The organism is Achromobacter sp. SLBN-14 (assembly GCF_006715415.1).
Lineage (GTDB): Bacteria > Pseudomonadota > Gammaproteobacteria > Burkholderiales > Burkholderiaceae_B > Achromobacter > Achromobacter mucicolens.
Window position 1 is genome coordinate 4,234,431 of the sequence record NZ_VFNE01000001.1, and the last position, 23,533, is coordinate 4,257,963.

Below are 23,533 nucleotides of genomic sequence, written 5' to 3' on the forward strand. Positions count from 1 at the left end.
ATTTTTAAGTAGCACCCATACCTACACATCAAGGGAATCCCATGAAGACGTTCATCTCCTCCTTCGTTGCCATCGTCGGCCTGGCGGCCACGCTGGCGCCCGCCGCCAATGCCGACACGCTGCAGGACATCAAGGCCCGCGGCAAATTCATCTGCGGCACCATGGGCACCGCCGAGCCGTTCAGCTTCCAGGATCCCAAAACGCGCGGCATCGTCGGCTACGAAGTGGATGTCTGCCAGGCGCTGGCCGACAGCCTGGGCGTGCCGCTGGAGCTCAAGCTGATCGCCGTCGAGGCGCGCATTCCCGAACTGATCGCCGGCCGTGTGGACGTCGTGGCCGCCAACCTGGGGTGGTCGCCCGAACGCGCCAAGCAGATCGATTACTCGCACCAGCACTTCGTGAGCCCGCAGAAGATCCTGTCGCGCGAGTCGGACAAGGACCTGAAGGCGCCGGCCGACCTGGCGGGCAAGCGGGTCAGCGCGGTGCGCGGATCGTCATCGGAGCAAGGTGCGCGCAAGAACATCCCGAACGTCGATCCCGTGACGTTCAAGGATCCCAGCGGCGCGTTCCTGGCGCTGCAGCAGGGCAAGGTGAGCGGCTTTGTCGGGTCCGAACTGATGCTGGTCAAGCTGCAACACCAGGCCGCATCCAGCGCGGTGCCCGTCAAGATCCTGGAGCCGGCGCTGTTCATCGAACCGTGGGGCGTCGGTGTGCGCAAGGGCGACACGGCGATGCTGAACCAGGTGAACAAGGTGCTGGACGGCATGGAGGCGTCCGGACAGGCCGCCAAGACCTTCGACAAGTGGTTTGGCCCCGGCACGCAGTTCAACATCAAGCGCGACTTCCGCATCGAAGAAATCAAGGGTTGACGCGCCAAGCGTCCTGGAGCCTGGTTCGATGCACTACATCTTCGACTTTGGCGCCATTTTCCAGGGTGAGTATCCTGACTGGCTGCTCAGGGGGTTGATCACCACCCTGGCGCTGGCCGGGCTTGCCTGGATCCTGGCGTTCGTTGTGGGCAGCCTGTTGGCGGTGATCCGCCTGACGGGCTCGCCCATTGCCAATGGGTTGATCGCGACGTATGTCGCGTTCCACCGCAACGTGCCCATGCTGGTGCACATCCTGTTCTGGTATTTCGGTGTGCCGGCCTTGCTGCCGGCGCCTGTCACGGATTGGCTCAACAGCCACGGCAGCGAATTCATCCTGTCGTGCATCGCGATCGGGCTGGTGATGTCCGCGTATGTCTGCGAAGACCTGCGCAGTGCGGTGCGCGGCATTCCGCCCGGCCAGGTCGAGGCCGCGCGCGCGCTGGGCCTGAGTTTTCTGAAGACCATGCGCAAAGTCGTGCTGCCCCAGGCTTTTCGCATCGCCATTCCCCCACTCTTGAATCAGACCCTGCTGCTGCTCAAGAACACCAGCCTGGCGATGGCCATCGGCGTCACCGAACTGACGGCGGCCGCGCGCGAGATCGAGAACAACACGTTCCGCACGTTCGAGGCCTACGCGGTCGTGACGGTGATCTACCTCTTGCTCTCGTTCGTCATCATGGGCGGGGGCGCAATGCTGCAACGACGCTATCGTCCGCTGGGAGTCCGCTGACATGTGGGACATACTCAAAGACAATTGGCTGCTGCTTCTGATCGGCCAATATCCGCATGGACCCATCGGCGGGCTGGTGGCCACTCTGGGCCTGGCCGCGATCAGTCTTGCCTTGGCGCTGCCGTGCGGCGTGCTGCTGGCGCTGGGCCGCATCAGCCCCTATCGCATCTTTTATTGGCCTTCGTCGGCCGTGGTCTACCTGGTACGCGGCCTGCCGCTGCTGATGTTCATCTTCTGGGCGTATTTCTTCGTGCCCCTGATCATCGGCCGTCCCGTGGCGGGCACGACCACCATGGTGGTCGCGCTTGTCTGCTACGAAAGCGCCTATCTGGCCGAGATTATCCGCGCCGGCATCCAGGCGCTGCCGCCCGGCCAGCAGGAAGCCAGCCGCGCGCTGGGCTTGTCCTACATGCAGACGATGCGCCGGGTCATCCTGCCGCAGGCGCTCTACAACATGCTGCCCAGCATGCTGAGCCAGTTCGTGTCCACGGTAAAGGAGACGTCGTTGGCCTACGTGATCAGCGTGCAAGAGCTGACCTACGCCGCCAACCAGATCAACAGCGTCCTGCTGACCAAGCCCTTTGAAGTCTTCGGGCTGCTTGCGCTGACCTATTTCGTCCTGAATTTTGGCCTGAGTCTTTTGGTGCACCTGACCGAACGCCGCATTGGCCGCCGGCGCGCCGGACCTGCGCCTACCCAGAAAGTGGTGCCCACATGATCCGATTTTCCGAAGTGCAGAAGTGGTATGGCGATTATCAGGCGCTGGCCGACGTGACCGCGCAGGTCGCCCGGGGCGAGGTCGTGGTGGTGTGCGGACCCTCCGGGTCCGGCAAGTCCACGCTGATCCGCACCGTCAATCGGCTCGAGCCCATCCAGAAAGGGGTGATCGAAGTCGACGGCAAGGACATCTACGGCAAGGACGTGCACCTGGACGCACTGCGCAGCCATATCGGTTTTGTGTTCCAGCAGTTCAATCTCTTCCCGCATCTGTCCGTGATGGAAAACCTGATGCTGGCGCCGCTGCAACTGAAGCGCGCCCGCCGCCCAGAAGCGCGCGAGCGCGCGATGCAACTGCTGGAACGCGTGGGCCTTGCGCACAAGGCCGATGCCTTCCCCGCGCATTTGTCCGGCGGCCAGCAGCAGCGCGTCGCCATTGCGCGTGCCCTGGCCATGAGCCCGCCCGTCATGCTGTTTGACGAGCCCACCAGCGCGCTCGACCCGGAAATGGTGGGCGAAGTGCTGCAGGTGATGAAAGGCTTGGCAAAGGACGGCATGACGATGGTCTGCGTGACGCACGAGATGGGCTTCGCCCGGGAAGTGGCCGATCGCGTCTGGTTCATGGACGCCGGCCGCATCGTCGAAACCGGCACCCCGGACGCGTTCTTCAACCGGCCGCAAACGGCCCGGGCGCAGAAATTCCTGGCGGAAATCCGGCACTGAAGCCTGAGGTTGCCGTGCGGCGGGCGTTACTATCGCCAGACCACAAGCCGCAAGGAAGGGAATGAATCAGAAGCCGCGCACGACCAAACGCCGCCGCATTCCGCGCATGGTCTGGGCCCCGGGTCTGGCCATCGCCGCAGGCGCGGCGGTTTATGCCTGGAATGAATCCCCGCTGGGTCCGGGCCTGACCGAAAGCAAGATACACAAGATCCTGGTCGACGCCATGGCGACGCCCACCAATGCGCCTGACAGCGCCTGCGTCAACGTGGTGGGCGTGCGTCCCTTGCCGACGGATGTCTATACCGTCTTCCTGCAAGAGCAGGACAAGATCGTGCAAGGGCTGATCAAACACCAGCTCATCACGGTCAAGCGCGTCAGCGCCGACGGCGACGGTTCACCGCCCAAACCGGGCGAGAAACCCGAAGACGCCACCAGCCACATGACGCTGACCGAAAAAGGCCGCGCGTACTACACGGACGGAGAGGCTCACATCGGTTCCAAAGTGCTCTACACCGCGAAGTTCTGCGCGCCCGGCCTGCAAGTGGGCAAGATCCTCAACTACACCAAGCCGGGCAAGAATCCGTTCGACGACAACCCCAATGCGGTTTCGGCGGTCAAGTTCGAATGGCGGCTGGATCGCGCCACCGCGGATTGGGCGGCGGACCCCGCCTTCTATCCTCAGATAAGCGGCTTTCCCCCCAAGGACCAGCCGGACGAATGGCAGACCCGCCACATCATGCTGGAACGAAAAGACGGCGTATGGGGGCTGGGAGACAGGCCCTACACGATTCGCTGGTAAGCGGGCCGGCACCCAGGGCGGGGCGGCCTATTGACGTGCCAGCAGCCTTGGCAAGCACGCTTGCCTTCAGGCGGCAGACAACGTTTTCGCTTTAAGGTGTCGTTTGCAAGCCATTAAGGAGGCCATGCCATGACACCCGCAACAGACACCGCAATCGCCATCGTTGGTCCAGGCGCCATCGGCACAACGGTTGCCGCCGCGCTGCATCAGGCCGGCCGTACGCCGCTCTTGTGCGGCCGCACGCCCCGGGACCGGCTGACGCTCCTGGATGGCGATCGCCGCGTTGACGTTCCCGGCCCTGTACTGACGGATCCAGGTCAGGCCGGCCGCAAGATGGACCTCGTTTTCCTCGCGGTCAAGGCGACGCAGACCGAGGCTGCATCGGGATGGCTCGCGGCATTGTGCCGGCCAGATACCGTGGTCTGCGTGTTGCAGAATGGCGTCGAGCAATTGGAAGCGGTTGCAACGCATGCGCCACCCGCGCGGATCATCCCCGCTGTGGTGTGGTTCCCCGCTCAGGCGCAAGCCGACGGCTCGGTACGCTTGCGCGGGGATGCGCGCCTGAGCCTGCCCGACATGCCGGCCGCTCACGTGGTGGCCGAGGCGCTGCAGGGGACTCAGTGCGCAGTGGATATCAGCGACGATTTCCAGTCTGTGGCTTGGCGCAAGCTGCTGCAAAACGCAGTCGCTGGCCTCACGGCCCTCACGCATCGCCGCGCGGGCATGTTTGCCCGGCCGGACATCGCCAAGCTCTCCTTGGCGTATTTGCAAGAGTGCCTGTCTGTCGCGCGCGCGGAAGGCGCAAAACTGGGGGACGAGGTCCCGCAGGAAATCCTCGCCAAGTTTCAAGCCGCGTCCCCCGACCTGAGCACGTCCATCCTGACGGACCGCGAAGCCGGCCGGCAACTGGAATGGGAGATACGAAACGGCGTGATCTCGCGTCGTGCACAGGCCAATGGCCTATCCACGCCGATCAGCGACATCATCGTGCCCTTGCTGGCTGCGGCGAGCGACGGGCCGGGTTGAACGTGGCCTGGGCGGCCAGAGTTCGCGCCAACGATCAACGCGGTCCGAGACTTTCGCGAATGTCCGACGACGCTGTAGACCAGCGCATTCCCATACCACGCCACTCGCCACGGTGTTCATGCCGTCAGTTTGCGCTGCTGCGAGCGGGAAAAAGGAAGCGCGAGTCAGGTGTACGGCGCGCGGCTTTCGCGGCTCGGTCGAGTTCACGGCCATGCGCTTCATCCGTGCTGCTACGCGCTTTCGCGGCTGCGGCGACGGGGCCGACCCTGTCCGGCGCAACGAATGCGGCTGCGCTCATCTGCTCTGCAACGACCGGCGGGACGCCCGCCGCGTACCGGTACGCTTGCTGAGGCAACAGGCCCTGTATCGTGCCGAGGTCATTGGCCGCGTTCGTGCGCGCCTGCTGTTTGGACATTTCTTCTTGGGCGGCCCGGTTTGCCGCCTGCGCATGCGCCACTTGCCTGGCCTGCTGCGCGTGATAGGCCTCGATGGCGAGTTTCAGGCAATGCGCCGTGTACGCCTCGCCCAGCGGATTGATGGCAGAGCGAGTCTTGGTAACGGGTTCGATGGGCAGCTTGGGGGTTGAGGCTATAGCCTCCGATGCGGCGTTACGCACGGCCGGTAGCGGTATGAACCGCGGCGCCTGTGATCGCGCCGCACGCTCTGTGTGCGTCTGGGCGCGCAGGCGCTCAACACGGTAAGGATCGCTGGCGTCGTCGGCGCGGGCCGGCGCCAGCGGGTTTAGGGCAGCTAAGCGCAAGAGAGCTCCTGGTTCAGGCGTCTTAAAGTGCATTGGTGGTTGGGACGGCTACGACCGCTGTCCGAGGACGCGCCGCTGCGATCGAATCCAGATCAACTGGGACACGGCCCCCACGACAAATACAGCCAGCCATCCCGCCAGCGCACTGCGAACCAAGTGAGATTGCGGCCCGTCGGCAAGCGGATGGGACACGGGAAGTCGCGTCAACGTTTCCGCGATTCCTGGGACCCACAGCAGGAAGAAACTGAATGAGTACCCCAATTGCGACAGATAAGGCCGCGCACGCAAAAGCAATGACGTGCGCGAGATGAGCAGGGCGGCTGACACCGACAGCAGGGCCAGGATGCCGAGCGCATGTCCGGCGTTGAACCCGCCGGAGCTGGACAGCCCAAATGATGTCAGGACGGCGGCCACCAAGCCGCCTAGATATAGCTTGCCGGCGCGAGTGGCTGCATTGATTTCGCGATAGCGTGCAAAGCTGTACAGCCCGGCTATAGCGGCTGCCAGACTGATAAGGGTGTGGGTGACGCCGAGCGCGGAAATGGGGTGTGGCATGGCAATGGTCCTTGTGGTTTATGGATGAGGGTTCATCACGAGACAGGCTGCATGGCTGCGGCAGCATTGGGCGAATGAACCAACTAGTTGGTCGGTTATGGGCGCAAAAAAAGGGCACACACCGGGGTGCGCGCCATGGTTGTGTCAGGGGGAGTTGGTCAGTTGACGGAGGGCAGCCCGCGAAATGGCCGCGAATGCCTGGGGGTCTCCACACGCTCGCGCAGTCAGCATGGCGCCGTACACGGTGGACATGAAGGCTTGGGCTTCGGCCTGCACGTTGTCACGGAGCTGAAATTGCCCTTTTGCCGCGCCGCTCTCGAGCACTGCCGCGATCCAGGCGGCCAACTCACCGAAATAAGCGCGCACCTCGTCCGCGATCGTCGTGGGAATCATGGGCAGTTCCGCCGCCAGCATCGCGCAGATACAAAGGGGCATCGTGCCCTCGCGGATGCACTGGGCCCAATACTCGGTGTAGGCCGTCAAGCGGCCGAGCGGATCAAGAACCCGCTGGTCCAGTGCCGCCAAGCCTTCTCGCGACTGACTTCGGTGCTGGACAACGACGGTGAGGACCAGGTCCGCCTTGCTGGGGAAGTGGTGGTGAATACTGGGTTTGCCAATGCGGACCCGTTCGGATATGTCGGCATAGCTAAACCCGTGGTAACCCCCCGCAGCAAGCAGTTGCTTGGCCTGTTCGACGATTTCGGCGGCACGTGGGGACAGCTCGAGGCTCATTTGGGTGGGACCTTGAAAAGGACGGCGTGCAGGGTGAAAGAGGCGCGTCCTTGGACGACTGCCGACCAATCTACTAGTTGGACGGTAGAGTGTCAAGATTTCGTTGGCCAGCCCATTGAGAGAAGGTATTCCGCGTCCAGCTCAATGGCCGCAGGAAGCGTTCAAGGCGTGGGAATGATGGAATTCGATAGCATCGCGTCGGCGATATCCAGCATTACCCGCAAGCGATCCATGTGGCGCAGGTCCTGGTGGTAGCCAACCCATATATCCCGCGTAGGCGGCTGATCCGGCGTGTCCAGCCGCTGCAATCCGGAAACTGCATCGCCCAGCGGCCTTGGCAGTACGGCGATGCCTACGCCCCGCAAGCACATCTGCGCCTGCACCGAGCGATTCGTGCTGGTAAACGCGCGCCGGCAGTGCGGAAACCTTTCCAGCACCCAAGCCACATCGGGGAAATGCGACTGTGCGGTGTTCATCAGAATGACACCCACGGATGCGGGGTTGTCCTGCAAGGCCTGGGCGGTCGCCGCCGACGCATACACCCCGTATGACATGCGCATCAGACGGCGCTGGACGATATCCGGTTCGCTGAACGGCACGATGCGAAAGGCCACGTCGGCCTCCCGCCGTGAGAGATCGAGCAAGCGATGGCTGGCAATCACTTCCGGCACGACAGCGGGATGGCGGTGTGTCAACTCGACCAGGACCGGCGCCAGGACATAGCCGGCGAACCAATCCGCTGAAGAGATTCGCAGGATGCCTTCAAGACGCTGGTCGTTGCCGGTCAGACGCCTTTCCATGGATAGCGCGGAATCCTCCATGGACTCCGCCAGCGCCCGCACAGTGTCACCGGCATCCGTGAGCACCAGGCCATCCTTTGTTCTCCGAAAGAGCGCCTGCTTGGCTTCCTCCTCAAGCACCTTGATTCGGCGACCCACTGTCGGATGACTCACGTTCAGCGCACGGGCTGCGCCGCCCAAGGATCCGCTGCGAGCGACCGCTAGAAAGATGCGAACGTCGTTCCAATCCATGCCCGTCCCACCGTACAAAAATGTACGGAAAATATACATTGATGTCAGTGGTGGAACAATATTGTTCAGAGCATCATGCGCTTCATGAAATGTCCTGGCGAACCTTCGCGCCCACGCTCAGGCACATCTGATTTGGAGCCTCAAGCTATGAATGTTCAACCCCGGCACGTCGCAGGCGCGCTCGAAGCCGCGCTGGCGTCATCCGAACACGCCGCTGGGAAACCAGCCCCTGACCCCCGTCGCTGGCTCGCTTTGGCCGTCCTGTTGACCGGCACACTGCTGCCACCTTTGGACTTCTTCGTGGTCAACGTGGCGCTACCTGCGATCAGGACGGACCTGCAAGCTTCTTCCGACGTCTCGCAATTGGTGATATCGGTGTATGCCGCTGCCTACGCCGTCACATTGATCTTGGGCGGTCGTCTGGGTGATCTGTATGGCCGCAAGCGGGTATTTATCGCTGGCATGCTCGGATTTGGCGTCGCGTCGGCGTTGTGCGGCCTGGCGCCGTCACCGGGCGTGCTTGTCACCGGCCGGCTGCTGCAAGGGATATCTGCAGCGGTCATGGCGCCGCAATCGTTGGCATCGATCCACGCCATGTTTCCGCCAAGTGAGAAGAATCGCGCGCTCAGCCGATACGGCGCGACCTTTGGCTTGGCCTCCGTGGGCGGCCAATTGCTCGGCGGAGTGCTGGTTTCCACCAGTCCTTGGGGATTGGGGTGGCGCAGTGTGTTCTTGATCAACCTTCCGATCATCATCGTTGCCATTCCAGCCGCAACAAAGTTGCTGCGCGAAAGTCGCGCCGAACATTCGCCCCGCTTGGACGTACGGGGGGCGGTGCTGCTCGCGATGGGCTTGCTGGCGCTCGTGGTGCCACTGATCGAAGGGCAGCAACATCGATGGCCGTGGTGGTGCATCGTGCCGCTGGCGTTGAGCATGCCGTTGTTATGGCGCTTCTGGCGGCACGAAAAGGCAGAGGAGAGCGCCGGCAGAACGCCGCTGGTTCTGCCATCGCTTCTTGCCGGGCGCGGGTTGCGACGCAGTCTGGCATCCACGTTCCTCTTCTATGCGCTCGCCGCGTTCTTCCTGGTATTCGCCGTGTACGAACACGCCGGCCTGGGGCACGATGCGTTGACAGCCGGCCTGGCCATCCTGCCGCTTGGCGTCGGGTTTTTCCTTGGCCCTTTTTGCAGCCCGCACATCGCTCGGCGAATGGGCTCACGAACCGCCGGCATTGGCATGGTCATGGAGGTGCTCGGTCTGGTCATGGTCGCAGCGCTGGCGTTGGCCGGTGCGTCGTCGTGGTTGACGTTGCCCTTGTTTCTGATTGGCGCAGGACAAGGTATCGCCCTACCTGCGCTCGTGCGCCTGAACGTGGACCATGTGGAAACACGCTGGGCCGGTCTGGCCTCGGGTTTGGTAAACGCCACCTTGCAGATCAGCGCCGCAGTGAGTGTTGCCTTGTTCGGTGGCCTATTCATCGCGATCGCCCCGGATGGGGCAAGCGCTCAGGACGTTCAGCGTGGGTTTGCCGTGGCTTCATTGGCGATAGGCGCGTCGCTGGCGCTGGCCGCAGCACTAATTTGGAGACGCCAAGAACCATGAGAATTCGACATTCCTTTTGCATCGTGGATGCATGCTTTCAAGAGAACACGCCGTCATGAACAATACCTTGAAAAATCCCTTGCCTGGTCTCGCCCATAAACGCGCGCTTGTAACGGGCGCGGCGCGTGGCATCGGCGCGGCCATCGCGCTCAAGCTGGCCGAAGAAGGCGCGGACATTGCTATCACGTACGAAAAATCGGTTGAGAAGGCCGAGGCGCTGGTTGCCGAAATTCGCGCCCTCGGCCGCGAAGCTATCGCCATCCAAGCCGATGCGGCAAGCCCCGATGCCGTGAAGGCCGCGGTTGCGCGCACCGCGGAAGAACTTGGAGGGCTGGACATCCTTGTCAACAACGCTGGCGTTTTGATCTCAGGCCCATTCTCCGAACAATCGCTCGAGCAGATAAGCCGGCAACTGAACGTCAACGTGCGAGGCGTATTCATGACCACCCAGGCCGCGCTGAAATATCTTCCCGATGGCGGCCGCATCATCACGATTGGCAGCAATGCCGGCCTGTCTGTGCCATTCGCGGGCATCGCGGTCTATGCGGCGACCAAGTCGGCGATGGAGAGCTTCACCCGTGGGCTGGCGCGTGAGCTGGGTCACCGTCACATCACCGTTAACCTGGTTCGTCCTGGCCCCATCGACACGGACATGAACCCCGCCGAAGGTCATCTCGCCGCCTCCATCCTGCCAAGTCTGTCTATTGCCCGCTACGGAAAGACCCGAGAGGTCGCCGAAGCCGTCGCCTTCCTGGCGGGACCTGGCGCTGCTTATGTCACCGGGTCGGGAATCCTCGTCGATGGCGGCATAAGCGCGTGATACGGAAGATCTTGACTGGCGAGCTTGCCCGCCGAGGCCGGATAACGCTCTGGGGGTGACGCTTGTTCGAGTCATCACTTTAGCCGCGATGCCGAGGTCAGGCTCAGTCGTGTAGGCCTACACACGCGATGTTGTCCGGACGCGCCGCTTGTCTGGCGATATCGAGGCGGCATGATGCTCTTGAACGCCGGCTCGGTTGGCACCGCTTCTGTGCCTTTCGGCGGCGTCAAGCATTCAGGCTACGGTCGCGAGGGTGGGCTCGGCGCTATAGTAGCGTCGCGTCAACGTAAGACTCTCACTGCCATGGCCCGCCGCGATCTACTTCCGCCACTGAATCCCGCCCGAGCGTTCGAAGCCACTGGACGCCTGCTTAGCGTATCCAAGGCAGCCGATGAATTGTGCGTGACGCCTGCGGCGGTCAGCAGGCAGGTGCGTGCGCTGGAAAGCTATCTGGGCACGCCGCTGCTTTTACGCATACGCGGCCGCCTGGAGTTGACGCCGGCGGGCGCACGTTATCTGTCGGACTTGATTCCGTTGTTCGCAACCTTGCGCGAAGCCACGCAGGCGGTTTCCGGCAGCAACGTGGGCCGGGATACCTTGCGCATCAGGTCGCCCGCCACCTTTGCCGTACGATGGCTCATCCCGCGACTGGCGAGTTTTCATCAGAAGCATAAAGACATCGACGTTCAAGTCATGACCTCGTTCGCACCACTGGATTTCCAGCGCGAAGACATCGACGCAGGCATACAGCTGGGCGATGGCCGCTGGCCGGGGATGCGCACCCTGCAGCTTGTGCGCAACGAGTTGGTTGCTGTGGTGGCGCCCACGCTTCGGCTGTCGCAAAGGAAACAACTGGCGACGCAAACCTTGCTGCATTCGATGGCCCGGCCCGACGATTGGATGCTATGGCTGCGCGCCGCAGGTTTGCGCAACGTCAACCCCGCGCAAGGCATGAAGTACGAAACCTCCTTGCTTGCCTACCAGGCAGCCATCGAAGGTCATGGCGTTGCCATTGCCCAAAAGGCCCTGATCGAGAAAGAGCTGACAGACGGGACTTTGGTGGCGCCGCTGGATCGCGTTCTGGATCGTGAGGATTACACGTATTACTTCGCGTGGCCTACGGGCAAGCCCCAATCCAGGGCGTTGCGTCTATTCCGCGATTGGCTGGTCACCCTCGTCGCCCTCTGAACCGCGCGCGCCTGCACTGACCTCTTTACAAAAAGTCAAAGCGTCCTGCCGATAAAGTCGTTTGCCGGCTAGATCGGCCCTGCCTATTCTGCCCGCATGACAAGTGATCACGACCACCTATCAGGCCGTGTCGCGCAGGAGCCAGGATATGTTCAAACGCAGCTTGCAAGGTGTGCGAGTCGTGGATTTCTCGCACGTACTCGCGGGGCCCGTCTGCACCATGATGCTCGCAGATATGGGTGCGGAAGTAATCAAAATCGAGCCGCCGGGCGGGGAACTTGGGCGGCAGATCGGCCCTCCCTGGATCGCGGGAGAAAGCGCCGTCTATTTGAGCGTGAATCGCAACAAGCGCGGCATGGCGCTGGATCTGAAGTCCGACGGCGGCCGAGAAGTCGCCCGTCGCTTGATCAACCGTGCGGACGTGGTGGTCGAAAACTACCGGCCGGGCGTCATGCAATCGTTTGGGCTGGACTACGACACGCTGGCCGACAGCAACCGCGGATTGGTGTACTGCTCGATCTCCGCGTATGGCCAAACCGGCCCGCTGCGAGGCCGGCCTGGTGTGGATGGCATCATCCAGGCCGCCAGCGGCTTGATGAGCACCTTGGGCATCGCGGGCGGAGAGCCGGTAAAAGTCGCAACGCCCGTCGCCGACATGGTCACTGCCTATATCGCGACGATTGCGATTCTGGCGGCGTGCAACGCGGCACAGCGCAGCGGCCAAGGCGAATACCTGGACATCAGCCTCTACAACGCTACGCTGATGCTGCAGCAGATCGGGTACGCATCGTTCTTCGCCTCGGACGCTGTACCCGCCAAGGCTGGCAGCGCCGCTCCCTACGCCGCACCCAATGAGGCCTACCAGACCCTCGATGGATGGATCATGGTGGCCGCCTACCATCCCCAGCGCTGGCAGGCGCTGTGCGCCGCCTTGGGGGCGGCCGAGCTGGAACATGATCCGCGCTTTGCCAGTAATGAGTGCCGTGTCGCGCATCGCGAAGAACTGCGCCGGGTGCTGACGCCGTTGTTTCGGCAGCGAGCCACCGAAGCGTGGGTAAGTCGGCTGTCCGGACTGGACATCCTGTGTGCGCCGGTAGCGAACTACGACGATGTCGTCCGCTCGCAGGAATACGCCGCTAGCGGAATCGACAGTTGGGTTGACCATCCTGTTGCTGGAAAAGTGCGCATGCCGGGCTTTGCGCCTGGGCCTGCTCACGCGGCAAGCGCGCACGACCCCATCACCGCCGCGCCAACGCTGGGCCAGCACAGCCGCCAAATCCTGAATGAATGCGGCTATGACACAGCCGAGATAGACGCCATGTTCAGTAGCGGCGTGCTGGGTAAGCCCGAACGATTTTCTACATAAGCCAAGGAGACACCGATGAAAACCAATGAATCCAGCGTCTCGGGAAGTGCCTGCGTCCCGGGTGATGTGCTGATCCGGCAAGATGTCGCCGACGGCGTTCTCACATTGAGCCTTAATGACCCGGACTCAGGCAATGTCATGTCGGTGCGCATGGCTGAGGCCATTGCCGAGGCACTGGAGCAGGCCAATACGCTGCCAGACGTTCACTGCGTATTGCTGCGCGCCAATGGCAAGTACTTCTGCACGGGCGGCAATGTGAAAGACATGGCTCGAGGATCCGACTTGATGCAGGGGTCGGTCACAGAGCTACGCGCCCGGCTGAAATCGACGCTGCATCGAATCACGCATGCAATGCAAGCACTGCAGGTGCCGTCCATTGCCGCGGTCAACGGCGCCGCGGTTGGAGCCGGCTGCGACCTGGCGCTCATGTGCGACCTGCGTGTGGCCAGCGAACGCGCGACGTTTGCCGAGAGCTTCCTGCGGCTCGGCCTGGTATCCGGCATCGGCGGCGCCTGGTTCTTGACGCGCATCGTGGGGAGGGCAAAGGCGTTGGAGCTAACGCTGACCAGCGAGTTCATCGATGCCCAGACCGCGCTGCAATTAGGCATGGTTTCCCGTGTCGTGGCACCGGAAGAGCTGGACGAGACAAGCGCCGCCTTGGGCCGCCGCATCGCATCGAACCCACCCCAGGCCTTGCGCATGGCCAAGCGCCTGGTATTGGATGCCGCCGAATCCACCTTGCCGATGGCGCTGGAGGCTGCAGCCGCCATGCAGGCGATTTTGCTCTGCGGCGATGAACACAAGACCGTCGTGCGCGAGTTTCTGGCAAAACGCGCCCGACGCGATCTCCAGCCGAAACCCGCTGGCGTGCGTTGACAGCGCAACCGCGGACGGTGGCATACGCAACGTGCGGGTCCTCGACGCCGGCACGGACAAATCACAGGAGACAAAAATCATGATCCGCATTACTGCTTTTATGATCCGCGTGGCGGCGTCGTTGTCGGCCGCCCTCGGTCTGGCCTGGGCCGTATCGGCGCAAGCGGCTGATTACCCTGCAAAACCCCTGACGTTTGTCGTTCCCTTCGGCGCGGGCAGCGCGACCGATTTGCTGGCACGCGCATTGTCAGCGTCGCTGACGCAACAAACGGGGCAGGCTGTCGTCGTGGAGAACCGACCCGGCGCGAGCGGCATGATCGCCGCGCAGCATGTTGCCCGAGCTACCCCCGACGGCTATACGGTGTTAATCACCAGCAATACGACGCAAGCCGCCAATCCGCACCTCTTCAAGAAGCTCCCCTATGACCCGGTGGGGGATTTCACGCCGCTGACAGGATTGGGACGGGGCGGCCAGATTCTGGTGGTGAAAGCCGATTCTCCGTATCGCACCGCCGATGAGTTGATTCGCGCGGCACGGCAAGCCCCGGGAAAATTGAGCTTCGGCAGCGGGAATTCGTCCAGCCGCATGGCAGGCGAAATGCTCAAGCAACTGACCGGCACCGATATCGTCTGGGTCGGCTACAACAGCAATCCCAATGCGCTCAACGATCTGCTGGGTGGTCACATCGACATGATGGTGATTGACACCGTGACGGGCTTGTCGCAGATCGAAGCGGGCAAACTGCGTCCGCTCGGCGCGTCAACCCTTGAACGCCTGCCTCAACTTCCAGAGTTGCCCACGCTGAACGAGGCCGGCATCAAAGGTTATGACATGGGCTATTGGTTCGCCGCCTACGTACCGACCGGCACACCCGCGCCGGTGGCAGCGACGCTTAGACAGCTACTGGTCAAGGCGGTCGGGAGCGACGGCGCGCAGACGTTCTTTCGGAACTCGGCAACCCAGGCGTGGACGACGACCCCCGACGGGTTGCGACAGTTTCAGGCTGCCGAGATTCAAAAATGGGGCAATGTCATCAAGGCGGCTGGAATCGAGCCGGAATGAGCTGCCACTCCAACCCAATTGCCCAGCCCCGCGCTTGCGGGGTGGGCGGGATGCTGCATTAGTCGATGCGGGCGCCGGAGATCTTGACCGCCTCGGCCCACTTCGCAATTTCCTTCTGCACGAAGGCCTGGAACTGTTCCGGCGTGCTAGGCGTGAACTCGCTACCGGCGGCGATCATCTTTTCCTTCGCCTTCGGGTCGGACATCGCTTCGCGTATGTCCGCCGAGATCTTCTCCACGAGCGGCTTGGGCGTGCCCTTGGGTGCAAAGAAGCCAGACCAGGGCGGCGCGGCATAGCCCGCAAAGCCCTGCCCAGCAACGGTTGGGTAGTCTGGGGCGCTTGCAAAACGCTCAGCCGTGGTCAGCGCCACGATCTTCAGCTTGCCGCTCTTCGCGTAGGCTTGCACGGCGGGCAGGCCGGTGATGCCTACCTGGATCTGACCGCCCAGCAGGTCGGTCACCATAGGCGCACTGCCGCGATAGGGAATGTGCGAGAGCTCGAACTTGCCCTGGCTCTTGATCAGCTCCATCCCCAGGTGCGAAGCGGTGCCGTTGCCGTCGGAGCCATAGGAATAGTGCGCATCGGGCTTTTTCAGCAGTGCGATGAGTTCTTGCAGGTTGTTGGCCGGCACGTCATTGTTGACGATGATGGCATTGGGATAGAGCGTGGCTTGCGTGATGGCTTCGAAATCCTTGATCGGGTCGTAGCGCATGTTCTTGTAGAGCGAGGTGTTGATGCCGTGTGACCCCGTAACGCCCAGCACAAGGGTGTAGCCATCGGGCGCTGCGCGCGCGACGTATTCCGAGCCAACGTTGCCGCCCGCGCCCGGCTTATTCTCGACGACGACGGATTGCCCCCATTTTTTGGACAGACCTTCGGCTACCAGGCGCGCGGTAAGATCAGTGGCGCCGCCGGCCGGGAACGGCACCACGATCGTGACCGGTCGCGTTGGAAAGTTGTCAGTACCCTGCGCAAAGGCAGGGGCGGCGACAAGCCCGACGGACCCGGCAAGCGTGACCAGCAGGCCCAGGGCTCTGCGGCGCGACATGCGCGTGTGCGTTGCGGAAGTAATCGAGTGCGTCATGATTCAAGCCCCTTGTTATGTGGTGTAAGCACTGCGTGAATAAGACGGTGACCGCGCTACTGCGCGGTGTAGCCGCCGTCGGCACGAATGTCCGTGCCGGTGATGAACGAGGCATCCTCGCTGATCAGAAAAACTGCGGTCCTTGCAATCTCTTCCGCGGTGCCAAGCCGCCCGACCGGATACTTGGTGGCTAACGCGGCGGTGGCAGCGTGTTCGCCCCCGTAGCGATCCACTAAACGGCTGGTCAATACCGCGCCGGGCGACAAGCTCAGCGCACGGACTCCGTCGGCGGCATGGTCCACGGCAATGGCGCGCGCCAGCGCGATCATGCCTGCCTTGCTCGCGCCATAGGCGCCGCGCCCTGGCGCGGCCACGCTTCCTAATTGCGAAGCAATGTTCAGCACGACGCCGCCGCCATTGCGCGCCATATGCGCAATCGCCCACTTGCTCATCAGCCATGCGCCGGTCAGGTTCACGTCCAGCGCGAGCCGCCATTGTTCAGGTGTCAGGTCAGCGACCTTCGCGCCTGGCGTGACCGTGGCGGCGTTGTTTACCAGCGTGTCGATGGCGCCCCAGTGCGTAGCGACGCGTTCCACGGCCGAACGCGAGGCGTTGGCGTCCGCGACGTCGCAGCGCAGGGCCAAGATTCGGGATGGCGCGACGGCCAACGTCCGGCAGCATTGCGCCAGCATGTCCTCATCCCGATCCAGCAAGGCCACGCGGGCGCCGGCATCCAGACAATGCTTGGCGATAGCTTGGCCTAGCCCGCCGGCGGCGCCGGTCACAATCACGATCTTTCCGTCCAGCACGAGTGCGTTCGCTGTTGTCATGCCGTCATTGCCCCCAACGAGGCGCCGCCGCAGACGTAGAGCGTCTGCCCTGTGATAGCTCCCGCCTCGTCGCTCAGAAAGAAGGCGATGGTCGCGGCAACTTCGCGCGCGTCAATCAGGCGGCCCAGCGGCAGGTCCACACTCGGCGCGGCCCCGCGCTTGGGATCATTCAGCATGGGGGTGTCCACCGCGCCGGGCGCGACGACATTGACCGTAATGCCGCGCCCGACGAGCTCCGCTGCCAGGCTTCGGGCCATGCCAATCTGTGCGGATTTGGTGGCGGCATACGCCAAGCGGTGCGCGCGACCCAGCACGGCGCGGCTGGACACCAGCACGACGCGGCCGCGGCGGTCTGGGAGTTGCGGCGCCAAGGCCTGGACCAGCGCCATCGGCGCTGCGCCATGCAGGCGCCAGAGCAGCGCTGCGTCCTCCGGTCGCGTGTCCAGCGCGCCGCCCGTGCGCACCAGGCCGGCGCAGTGCACCAGCGCAGTCGGGGCGCAATCGCCCAGACCCGCGCACAGGGCGTGCAGCGCGGCCGGGTCGGACAGGTCGCAAACGTGGTGGCAGTACTGGGCGTTGTCGTGGACGGCGGCGGGCGCAATGTCCACGCCGGTCACCCGCCAGCCCGCCGCCAGAAGCCGCTCGGTCAACGCAAGACCGATGCCGGATGCCGCGCCTGTCAGGACGCAATGCGCCGACGCGCTACGCTCGATCATGTCAGTGCCTGATTAGTTGTCCAGCGTCGTCAGGCGCTTTTCCATCGCGCGCATCTGCTCGTAGCCCATCAGTTGCATGATGTCTTCGATGCCGACCAGCAAATCGGGGCGATCCGCGGGTTCGCCCGTGGTGATCACACCTTGCATGACCTGCAGGGCCTGGCGCATGCCGTAGATGGCGGCAGCGGGCAACATGCGCGGAAGGCTGATGCGCTTGACGCCGATCTCCTTCAGGCGCGGCAGCGGAATCAGCGGCGTGGTGGGGCGGTTGCGGATGCCGAAGCCCATGTTGATGCTGACGGGGATGCCCGCGGCGTCGACAAGCCGCTTGATGTCGTCTTCGGTGCGGACCGCATCGGGGAACAACATGTCCGCGCCCGCCTGGGCGTAAGCGCGGGCACGCTTGACTGCGCCTTCAATGCCCTCGATGGCGAGCGAGTCCGTGCGGGCGATGATGACGAAATCGTCGTCACGTCGTGCGAGGCAGGCAGCCTCGATCTTCTTGACCATCTCGGCCTGGCTGACGACGTCTTTGCCGGGCATGTGACCGCAGCGCTTGGGGCTGACCTGGTCTTCAAGGTTGATGCCTGCAACGCCGGCTTCCTCGAACATCTGCACGGTGTGGTAGACATTGACGGGGTTGCCGTAGCCGGTATCCGCGTCGGCAGTAAGGGGGATGGAGACGGACCTTGCCAGGTGGCGGCAGTGGGTAACGTTTTCGGCCAGGCCCATTACGCCGATATCGGCGATGCCAAGCAGCGCATTCGACACGGCCGCGCCGCTGGTGCAGGCGGTCTTGAAGCCCGCAGCTTCAACCAGGCGAACGCTGTATCCATCGTAGACACCGGGGGACACGAGAAAAGGTTCGTTCTTCAGCAATTGCCGGAACTGGTGGCGCGGGTTGTTCATGTCGTGCTGCTCCAAAGGGCGTTATGCGGCCGAGACGGGATGTCCGGCGATGCCGGATGCCCCTTCTGCCAGGTGTTCAAAAAGGTGTTGTGCTGCGCGTTCGATGTGAGAGCGCATGAGCGACTCAGCCAGCTCAGGATCGCGCGCGCGGATGGCGCGCAAGATCTGCCAGTGTTCGGCGTAAGCGTCGTCCTTGCGTTCGAGCACGGTGCCCGAGTGCCGGCGATAGACGCGCAACAGGTGATAGAGGTCGCCGCACAGGGCATTGATGATGCGGTTGTTTCCGCTGGCCAGCACGATGCGCTCGTGAAAGTCGAAGACACGCGGAGCGGGCGCGCCGCCGCTGGCCGCGGCCAGGCGGCGCTGCCGGTCCTGTTCCAGTTCGGCGAGCAACTGCGCGATTTCCTCGTCGCTCATTCGGCGAGTGGCCAGGTTGCAGGCTACGCCTTCCAGCGCCATCCGCATTTGGAACAGTTCCAGCGCGGACTCCGCGGACAGGGTCACCACGCGCGCCTTGATGTAGGGCTCGCGCGTGACGAGTTGAATGCCTTGCAGGCGCCGCACCGCTTCACGAACCGGGCCGCGGCTGACGCCGAACTCCTGCGCCAGCGCCACCTCGTTGATGACGCTGCCCGGCGCAAGCCGGCCTTGGTAGATCGCTTCCAGCACTCGGTCAAACACCACGTCGGCCAACGGGCCGGAGGCGTCTTCCTTGGGAGTGATGGGGGCCGTGGAGATGGTCATAGTGTTAACAGCCTATCAAGGGAGTTATAAAAGTGTCAACTCTTTTGAATGAACAATCGGTTGATTAAATTCCGGGTTGGCGGGGTATTTCTACAGCGATCAGAGGATTTTACGCTTATTTATCAGGGTCTTCCCTAGGTGGGAAACAACGGATCGGATGTTGGCACTTTCGATGGGGGGTGATCGTCGCACTATTAAGCTTGCTGACGCTTTGCGTATTCTCGGCGCTAGTGTTGACACTATTGTTTTCGAGGCCGTAAGATGGCTTCAATTGATATTCTCGCGATTACGATTGCCATGATCCAGTCTTTCTCCTGTAGCGGCAGGGTGCTGCGCTACGCGGATCTGTCCGTTGCCGCCCAATCGGAAGGGCGCGACATCCAGACGTATCCTTATGTCATCCGCGTGCTGCTGGAGAATCTTCTGCGGCACCGAGCCTGGGGCGCGGCCGTATCGGATGCGGAAATCCGCAGGCTGTGGAATTGGGGAACGCACCCTGGGGCGGATTTGCCGCTGCATGTGGCCCGCGTGATCCTGCCGGACTCCAGCGGGCTGCCGGTATTGCAAGACCTGGCGGCGCTGCGCGACGCGGTCGCCCAGGCTGGCGGAGATGCCTCGCAGGTCGACACGCGAATTCCGGTGGATCTGATCGTGGATCATTCGCTTCAGGTCGACTATTGGGGCGAGTCGGGGGCGATGCAACGCAATCTGCGCCGCGAATTCGAACGTAACGACGAACGCTACCGGTTCCTGAAGTGGGCGCAGCAGGCCTTCAAGGGACTGCGCGTCATCACGCCTGGCATCGGGATCATTCATCAGGTCAACCTCGAGTATTTGGCGCCGGTGGTCGCGCGTCAGTCACGACAGGACGGCGAATGGGTCTACCCGGATTTCGTGATCGGCGGCGATTCCCACACGCCCATGGTCAACGCGCTGGGCGTGTTGGGTTGGGGCGTGGGCGGCATCGACGCCGAGGCGGCCCTGTTGGGCCATGCCTACACCTTTCCCATTCCGGAGGTGGTTGGGGTGCGGCTGCACGGCGCCATTGAGGCGCCAGCCCTCACGACGGATGCCGCGCTGCTGGTGACACAGCGACTTCGCGCCGCAGGCGTGGTGGGCAGCATGGTCGAATTCTTCGGCCCCGCGGTGGCGGCGCTCAGTGTGCCCGAGCGAGCCACGATCGCCAACATGGCGCCCGAGTATGGCGCCACCTGTGGCTTCTTTCCGATCGACGCGCGCACGCTGGAATACGCGCGCATGACCGGGCGCAATGAAGAACAACTCGCGCTGATCGAAGCCTACGCGCGCGTCAACCTGTTGTGGGGTGACGCGTCGCAAGCGGCGCCCGCCTATAGCCGGGTGATCGACATCGACTTGTCGGCGGCCCGCCCAAGCCTGGCTGGTCCGCGCCGCCCGCAGGACCGCATGGATGTGTCGAATGTTGCCGCAGACTTCCTAAGCCGTCTGAGCGTGCCGCAGTCGGAAGGCGGGTTCAATGTGACCACGGACGCCGCGCGTCCGGCGAGCCGGGACGTCGTCGGCCATGGCTCGGTGGCGCTGGCGGCGATTACCTCTTGCACCAATACCTCCAACCCCAGCGTGATGCTGGCGGCCGGGCTGATCGCACAGAAGGCGCTGGCGCTTGGCCTGACGCCGCCCGCCTGGGTCAAGCGATCGCTGGCGCCCGGCTCGCGTGCAGTTACCCGCTACCTGGAAGCCGCAGGGTTGCTGACGGCGCTGCAAGCCCAAGGCTTTCATGTGATCGGCTACGGCTGCACGACTTGCGGCGGCAAGTCAGGCCCCCTGGATTCCGCGGTGGCAGACGCTATTGTCGAACGCGGCCTGGTCGCCGCCGCCGTGCTGTCAGGAAATCGGAATTTCGAAGGTCGCATCCACAAGCTGCTTCGCGCCAACTACATCGGGTCGCCGGCGATGGTGGTGCTGTACGCGCTGGCGGGCCGCATCGACCTGGATTTCGAGCACGAGCCGCTGGGGCCGGGCGCGGACGGTGCACCGGTCTATCTGCGCGATGTCTGGCCCAGCCAGGAAGAGATCGCGGCCTTGATGCCATTTGCTTCGGCCCCTTCGCTGTTTGCCGAAGTCTATGATCCCGCCAGCCTGGACAGCGCGATCTGGCAAGACTTGTCCGCGCCGGCCGGCTTACGTTTTCCCTGGGACCCAGACTCGCAATACCTGGTCGAGCCTCCATTCTTCAAAACCGAACCGGGCCGCGACGCGCTGGACGACTTGGCGTGCGCCTTGGCGCGCGGACGGGTGCTGGCGGCGTTCGGCGATTCGTTGACCACCGACCATATTTCGCCCAGCGGTGAAATTCCCGCCGACACGCCCGCGGGCATGTACTTGATCGGCAAGGGCGTTGCGCCGCGCGATTTCAACACCTATGTGGCGCGCCGCTGCAATCATCACGTCATGACGCGGGGCACCTTCGCCAACATCCGCATCAAGAACGCGCTGACGCCGGGCGTGGAAGGCGGCGTCACCCGCCACTATCCCAGCGGCAAGCTCATGCCGATTGTCGATGCCGCGACGGCCTACCGCGATGCCGGCGAGGCCTGCGTCATCCTGGGCGGCAAAGACTACGGCATGGGAAGCAGCCGGGATTGGGCTGCGAAGGGCTCGGCGCTGTTGGGCGTGCGCGCGGTGATCGCGGAGTCGTTTGAACGCATCCATCGCGCCAATCTGGTGGGCATGGGGGTGCTGCCGCTGGCGTTCGCCCACGGCCAAGGCTGGCGTGCGTTGGGGCTGACCGGCGCGGAGACGCTGCGCTTGCAGAATGTGGCGGATGGCGTATTGAAGGGGGAACCCATCGACGTGATCGCCGAGGACGGGGATCGCCAGGTGCGCTTCCAGGCCTATGCCCAGGTGCTTACGCACGCCGAACGCAAACTCATCACGGAAGGCGGCATCCCCGCCAGCGTCCTCAACGCATTCTTGACCGACACGGCGGCCGCCGACACGGCCCATTGCTGACAACGCGCATCACTCAGGAAACTCGACATCATGCTGGACCTCTTACTGACCAATGCAAGGCTGCTGCTGCCGCAGCAAGGCCTGACCGAGGGCGTGCTGGGCGTCATTGACGGCCGCATCGCCATAATCGCCGAACCAGGCGCGCCGCTCGAGGCCCGTGAAACGATCGATTGCCAGGGACTGTGGGTGCTGCCAGGCCTGATCGATCCTCACGTTCACTTCGGCTTCGGGTCTCCGGAGACCGACTTCGAGACCGAGTCGCGCTTCGCCGCGCTTGGCGGCACCACGACAGTGCTGTCGTTCCATCGTTCCGCCGACATCCGTGAATCTTTTGAAAAGGTGCGCGACCGCGCGCTGTCGCAAAGCTGTGTCGACTTCGGCTTCCATTTCGGCATCACCAGCAATCTGCATGTGGATACGCTCGAGGAAACCTCTCGCCGATTCGGCGTGTCATCCTACAAGCTCTACATGATGTACAAAGGGGCGGCCGGACTGTCCAAGGGATTTACCGACATCGACGACGGCCTGCTGTATTCGGCCTTGCGCGCCACGGCCGCCATCCCCGGCGCAATCATGGGCGTGCACTGCGAAAACGTCGAGGTCATCCCTGTCCTGAGAGACCCCCTGCGCGCGGCAGGCCGTGACGACTTGAAGGCCTGGAACGAGCAGAGCCCGGACTTCCTGGAAGCCGAGAACGTACATCGCGTGTGCTATTTCGCGGCGAAGACGGGCGCTGCGGTCAATATTGTGCACCTGAGCAGCCGCGAAGCGCTGGACGAGGCGCGGCGCCATCGCCGCACGCCTGGCGCACCGCCCATTTACGTCGAGACCTGCCCGCACTACCTCTTCCTGAACGATGAATCGCCCGCCGGGACTTATGCGAAGGTCAACCCGCCGGTGCGAGGCCAAAGCGATGTGGAAGCCATGTGGGAAGGCGTGCTGGACGGCTCCATCACCACGATAGGCACCGACCACGTGCCCCGCAAGCGGGCCACCAAGGACACCGACATCTGGGCGGCCAGCAATGGGTTCCCGGGCACCGGCCTGATGTTGCCGATCTTGCTGCACGAAGGCTATCACCGCCGTGGCGTCCCGCTGGAAACGCTGATGAAGGTCAGTGCCGAGAGCGCGGCACGCATCTATCGCATGCCGGGCAAGGGCAGCATCGAGATCGGCAAGGACGCGGACCTGGTGATCGTCGACCCCGACCTGCAACGCACGGTCGATGCGGCCACCCTGGAATCGAACTCCGACTATTCGCCTTACGAGGGCATGACCCTGAAAGGCTGGCCCATACGCACGCTGGTGCGCGGGCGCACCGTGGCGCAGGACGGCCGCATCACGGACGCGGCCCGCGCCAATCCTGGCGGCCGCTATCTCAAGCGTCTTTGAACTGAATCCA

23 protein-coding genes are annotated in these 23,533 nt (G+C 63.4%); 14 read left to right on the forward strand and 9 right to left on the reverse strand.

Annotated elements, in window-relative coordinates:
* Positions 1 to 41 precede the first annotated feature (41 nt).
* The 6 genes from FBY20_RS19280 (at position 42) to FBY20_RS19305 (ending at position 4,864) form a co-directional block, all read left to right on the forward strand.
* Positions 42 to 869 carry an ABC transporter substrate-binding protein gene (locus tag FBY20_RS19280; RefSeq protein WP_056322942.1) on the forward strand — a complete coding sequence of 276 codons (828 nt, stop codon included), beginning with the start codon at positions 42 to 44 and terminating at the stop codon, positions 867 to 869.
* Between the two features lie 28 nt (positions 870 to 897).
* Entirely contained in the window at positions 898 to 1,599 is a 702-nt protein-coding gene (locus FBY20_RS19285; RefSeq protein WP_142054033.1) for an amino acid ABC transporter permease, read from the forward strand.
* Position 1,600: 1 nt separating this feature from the next.
* Positions 1,601 to 2,317 carry an amino acid ABC transporter permease gene (locus FBY20_RS19290; RefSeq protein WP_056322947.1) on the forward strand — a complete coding sequence of 239 codons (717 nt, stop codon included), beginning with the start codon at positions 1,601 to 1,603 and terminating at the stop codon, positions 2,315 to 2,317.
* Complete coding sequence (locus FBY20_RS19295; RefSeq protein ID WP_142054035.1) at positions 2,314 to 3,039, forward strand: amino acid ABC transporter ATP-binding protein; 726 nt, start codon at positions 2,314 to 2,316, stop codon at positions 3,037 to 3,039. Before FBY20_RS19290 ends, FBY20_RS19295 begins: the two co-directional genes overlap by 4 nt.
* Positions 3,040 to 3,100: 61 nt before the next feature.
* A complete protein-coding gene (locus FBY20_RS19300; protein WP_142054037.1) occupies positions 3,101 to 3,838 on the forward strand; it encodes a hypothetical protein in 738 nt (245 codons plus the stop codon).
* A 129-nt stretch (positions 3,839 to 3,967) separates the two neighbouring features.
* Complete coding sequence (locus FBY20_RS19305) at positions 3,968 to 4,864, forward strand: oxidoreductase (protein WP_142054039.1); 897 nt, start codon at positions 3,968 to 3,970, stop codon at positions 4,862 to 4,864.
* Between the two features lie 124 nt (positions 4,865 to 4,988).
* Here the strand turns inward: FBY20_RS19305 and FBY20_RS19310 are convergent, their stop codons facing one another.
* The 4 genes from FBY20_RS19310 to FBY20_RS19325 all read right to left on the reverse strand — a co-directional run bounded on the left by FBY20_RS19310 (position 4,989) and on the right by FBY20_RS19325 (position 7,942).
* Positions 4,989 to 5,624 carry a hypothetical protein gene (locus FBY20_RS19310; RefSeq protein WP_175236381.1) on the reverse strand — a complete coding sequence of 212 codons (636 nt, stop codon included), beginning with the start codon at positions 5,622 to 5,624 and terminating at the stop codon, positions 4,989 to 4,991.
* A 48-nt stretch (positions 5,625 to 5,672) separates the two neighbouring features.
* Positions 5,673 to 6,179, reverse strand: a complete 507-nt coding sequence (locus FBY20_RS19315) for a hypothetical protein (RefSeq protein WP_056322956.1) — start codon at positions 6,177 to 6,179, stop codon at positions 5,673 to 5,675.
* A 144-nt stretch (positions 6,180 to 6,323) separates the two neighbouring features.
* Complete coding sequence (locus FBY20_RS19320) at positions 6,324 to 6,911, reverse strand: TetR/AcrR family transcriptional regulator (RefSeq protein ID WP_142054041.1); 588 nt, start codon at positions 6,909 to 6,911, stop codon at positions 6,324 to 6,326.
* Positions 6,912 to 7,072: 161 nt separating this feature from the next.
* The gene (locus FBY20_RS19325) at positions 7,073 to 7,942 is read right to left on the reverse strand and encodes a LysR family transcriptional regulator (protein WP_056324524.1); all 870 of its coding nucleotides are present in this window, start codon (positions 7,940 to 7,942) and stop codon (positions 7,073 to 7,075) included.
* 147 nt (positions 7,943 to 8,089) lie between these two features.
* Between FBY20_RS19325 and FBY20_RS19330 the strand changes: the two genes are divergently transcribed.
* The 6 genes from FBY20_RS19330 to FBY20_RS19355 all read left to right on the forward strand — a co-directional run bounded on the left by FBY20_RS19330 (position 8,090) and on the right by FBY20_RS19355 (position 14,857).
* Entirely contained in the window at positions 8,090 to 9,544 is a 1,455-nt protein-coding gene (locus FBY20_RS19330; RefSeq protein ID WP_142054043.1) for an MFS transporter, read from the forward strand.
* 79 nt (positions 9,545 to 9,623) lie between these two features.
* Positions 9,624 to 10,364: an SDR family NAD(P)-dependent oxidoreductase gene (locus FBY20_RS19335; RefSeq protein ID WP_369818552.1), complete on the forward strand. Its 741-nt coding sequence runs from the start codon at positions 9,624 to 9,626 to the stop codon at positions 10,362 to 10,364.
* A gap of 303 nt (positions 10,365 to 10,667) precedes the next feature.
* On the forward strand, positions 10,668 to 11,552 hold the full coding sequence (locus FBY20_RS19340; protein ID WP_142056091.1) for a LysR substrate-binding domain-containing protein: 885 nt from the start codon (positions 10,668 to 10,670) through the stop codon (positions 11,550 to 11,552).
* 148 nt (positions 11,553 to 11,700) lie between these two features.
* Entirely contained in the window at positions 11,701 to 12,918 is a 1,218-nt protein-coding gene (locus FBY20_RS19345) for a CaiB/BaiF CoA-transferase family protein (RefSeq protein ID WP_142054047.1), read from the forward strand.
* A gap of 15 nt (positions 12,919 to 12,933) precedes the next feature.
* Positions 12,934 to 13,794 (forward strand): enoyl-CoA hydratase-related protein, encoded by an 861-nt coding sequence (locus FBY20_RS19350; protein WP_142054049.1) that lies wholly within the window; start codon positions 12,934 to 12,936, stop codon positions 13,792 to 13,794.
* Between the two features lie 79 nt (positions 13,795 to 13,873).
* Positions 13,874 to 14,857, forward strand: coding sequence for a tripartite tricarboxylate transporter substrate binding protein (locus tag FBY20_RS19355; RefSeq protein WP_142054051.1), 984 nt, complete (start codon positions 13,874 to 13,876; stop codon positions 14,855 to 14,857).
* Positions 14,858 to 14,915: 58 nt separating this feature from the next.
* On the opposite strand, the gene FBY20_RS19360 is transcribed toward FBY20_RS19355, so the two are convergent.
* Genes FBY20_RS19360 through FBY20_RS19380 form a run of 5 tightly spaced genes read right to left on the reverse strand, consistent with a single transcriptional unit; the run spans position 14,916 to position 19,140 of the window.
* Positions 14,916 to 15,941: a tripartite tricarboxylate transporter substrate binding protein gene (locus tag FBY20_RS19360; RefSeq protein WP_142054053.1), complete on the reverse strand. Its 1,026-nt coding sequence runs from the start codon at positions 15,939 to 15,941 to the stop codon at positions 14,916 to 14,918.
* 56 nt (positions 15,942 to 15,997) lie between these two features.
* Positions 15,998 to 16,771: an SDR family NAD(P)-dependent oxidoreductase gene (locus FBY20_RS19365; protein ID WP_082586293.1), complete on the reverse strand. Its 774-nt coding sequence runs from the start codon at positions 16,769 to 16,771 to the stop codon at positions 15,998 to 16,000.
* The gene (locus FBY20_RS19370) at positions 16,768 to 17,487 is read right to left on the reverse strand and encodes an SDR family NAD(P)-dependent oxidoreductase (RefSeq protein ID WP_056322975.1); all 720 of its coding nucleotides are present in this window, start codon (positions 17,485 to 17,487) and stop codon (positions 16,768 to 16,770) included. Before FBY20_RS19370 ends, FBY20_RS19365 begins: the two co-directional genes overlap by 4 nt.
* A gap of 12 nt (positions 17,488 to 17,499) precedes the next feature.
* On the reverse strand, positions 17,500 to 18,396 hold the full coding sequence (locus FBY20_RS19375; RefSeq protein ID WP_056322978.1) for an oxaloacetate decarboxylase: 897 nt from the start codon (positions 18,394 to 18,396) through the stop codon (positions 17,500 to 17,502).
* A gap of 21 nt (positions 18,397 to 18,417) precedes the next feature.
* Positions 18,418 to 19,140 carry a GntR family transcriptional regulator gene (locus FBY20_RS19380; protein ID WP_056322981.1) on the reverse strand — a complete coding sequence of 241 codons (723 nt, stop codon included), beginning with the start codon at positions 19,138 to 19,140 and terminating at the stop codon, positions 18,418 to 18,420.
* Between the two features lie 297 nt (positions 19,141 to 19,437).
* Between FBY20_RS19380 and acnA the strand changes: the two genes are divergently transcribed.
* A complete protein-coding gene (acnA, locus tag FBY20_RS19385; protein WP_255452402.1) occupies positions 19,438 to 22,131 on the forward strand; it encodes an aconitate hydratase AcnA in 2,694 nt (897 codons plus the stop codon).
* Between the two features lie 30 nt (positions 22,132 to 22,161).
* Positions 22,162 to 23,523 (forward strand): dihydroorotase family protein, encoded by a 1,362-nt coding sequence (locus tag FBY20_RS19390; RefSeq protein WP_056322986.1) that lies wholly within the window; start codon positions 22,162 to 22,164, stop codon positions 23,521 to 23,523.
* Positions 23,524 to 23,533: the final 10 nt, after the last annotated feature.

Excerpts from the sequence above, each read along its gene's own strand:
- FBY20_RS19300 (WP_142054037.1), top strand. The coding sequence starts at position 3,101 with ATGAATCAGAAGCCGCGCACGACCAAACGCCGCCGCATTCCGCGCATG.
- FBY20_RS19360 (WP_142054053.1), bottom strand. The coding sequence starts at position 15,941 with ATGACGCACTCGATTACTTCCGCAACGCACACGCGCATGTCGCGCCGC.
- FBY20_RS19305 (WP_142054039.1), top strand. The coding sequence starts at position 3,968 with ATGACACCCGCAACAGACACCGCAATCGCCATCGTTGGTCCAGGCGCC.
- FBY20_RS19325 (WP_056324524.1), bottom strand. The coding sequence starts at position 7,942 with ATGGATTGGAACGACGTTCGCATCTTTCTAGCGGTCGCTCGCAGCGGA.
- FBY20_RS19330 (WP_142054043.1), top strand. The coding sequence starts at position 8,090 with ATGAATGTTCAACCCCGGCACGTCGCAGGCGCGCTCGAAGCCGCGCTG.
- FBY20_RS19285 (WP_142054033.1), top strand. The coding sequence starts at position 898 with ATGCACTACATCTTCGACTTTGGCGCCATTTTCCAGGGTGAGTATCCT.
- FBY20_RS19370 (WP_056322975.1), bottom strand. The coding sequence starts at position 17,487 with ATGATCGAGCGTAGCGCGTCGGCGCATTGCGTCCTGACAGGCGCGGCA.
- FBY20_RS19280 (WP_056322942.1), top strand. The coding sequence starts at position 42 with ATGAAGACGTTCATCTCCTCCTTCGTTGCCATCGTCGGCCTGGCGGCC.
- FBY20_RS19315 (WP_056322956.1), bottom strand. The coding sequence starts at position 6,179 with ATGCCACACCCCATTTCCGCGCTCGGCGTCACCCACACCCTTATCAGT.
- FBY20_RS19340 (WP_142056091.1), top strand. The coding sequence starts at position 10,668 with ATGGCCCGCCGCGATCTACTTCCGCCACTGAATCCCGCCCGAGCGTTC.
- FBY20_RS19290 (WP_056322947.1), top strand. The coding sequence starts at position 1,601 with ATGTGGGACATACTCAAAGACAATTGGCTGCTGCTTCTGATCGGCCAA.
- FBY20_RS19350 (WP_142054049.1), top strand. The coding sequence starts at position 12,934 with ATGAAAACCAATGAATCCAGCGTCTCGGGAAGTGCCTGCGTCCCGGGT.
- FBY20_RS19375 (WP_056322978.1), bottom strand. The coding sequence starts at position 18,396 with ATGAACAACCCGCGCCACCAGTTCCGGCAATTGCTGAAGAACGAACCT.
- FBY20_RS19295 (WP_142054035.1), top strand. The coding sequence starts at position 2,314 with ATGATCCGATTTTCCGAAGTGCAGAAGTGGTATGGCGATTATCAGGCG.
- FBY20_RS19365 (WP_082586293.1), bottom strand. The coding sequence starts at position 16,771 with ATGACAACAGCGAACGCACTCGTGCTGGACGGAAAGATCGTGATTGTG.
- FBY20_RS19390 (WP_056322986.1), top strand. The coding sequence starts at position 22,162 with ATGCTGGACCTCTTACTGACCAATGCAAGGCTGCTGCTGCCGCAGCAA.
- FBY20_RS19320 (WP_142054041.1), bottom strand. The coding sequence starts at position 6,911 with ATGAGCCTCGAGCTGTCCCCACGTGCCGCCGAAATCGTCGAACAGGCC.
- FBY20_RS19380 (WP_056322981.1), bottom strand. The coding sequence starts at position 19,140 with ATGACCATCTCCACGGCCCCCATCACTCCCAAGGAAGACGCCTCCGGC.
- acnA (WP_255452402.1), top strand. The coding sequence starts at position 19,438 with ATGATCCAGTCTTTCTCCTGTAGCGGCAGGGTGCTGCGCTACGCGGAT.
- FBY20_RS19345 (WP_142054047.1), top strand. The coding sequence starts at position 11,701 with ATGTTCAAACGCAGCTTGCAAGGTGTGCGAGTCGTGGATTTCTCGCAC.
- FBY20_RS19355 (WP_142054051.1), top strand. The coding sequence starts at position 13,874 with ATGATCCGCATTACTGCTTTTATGATCCGCGTGGCGGCGTCGTTGTCG.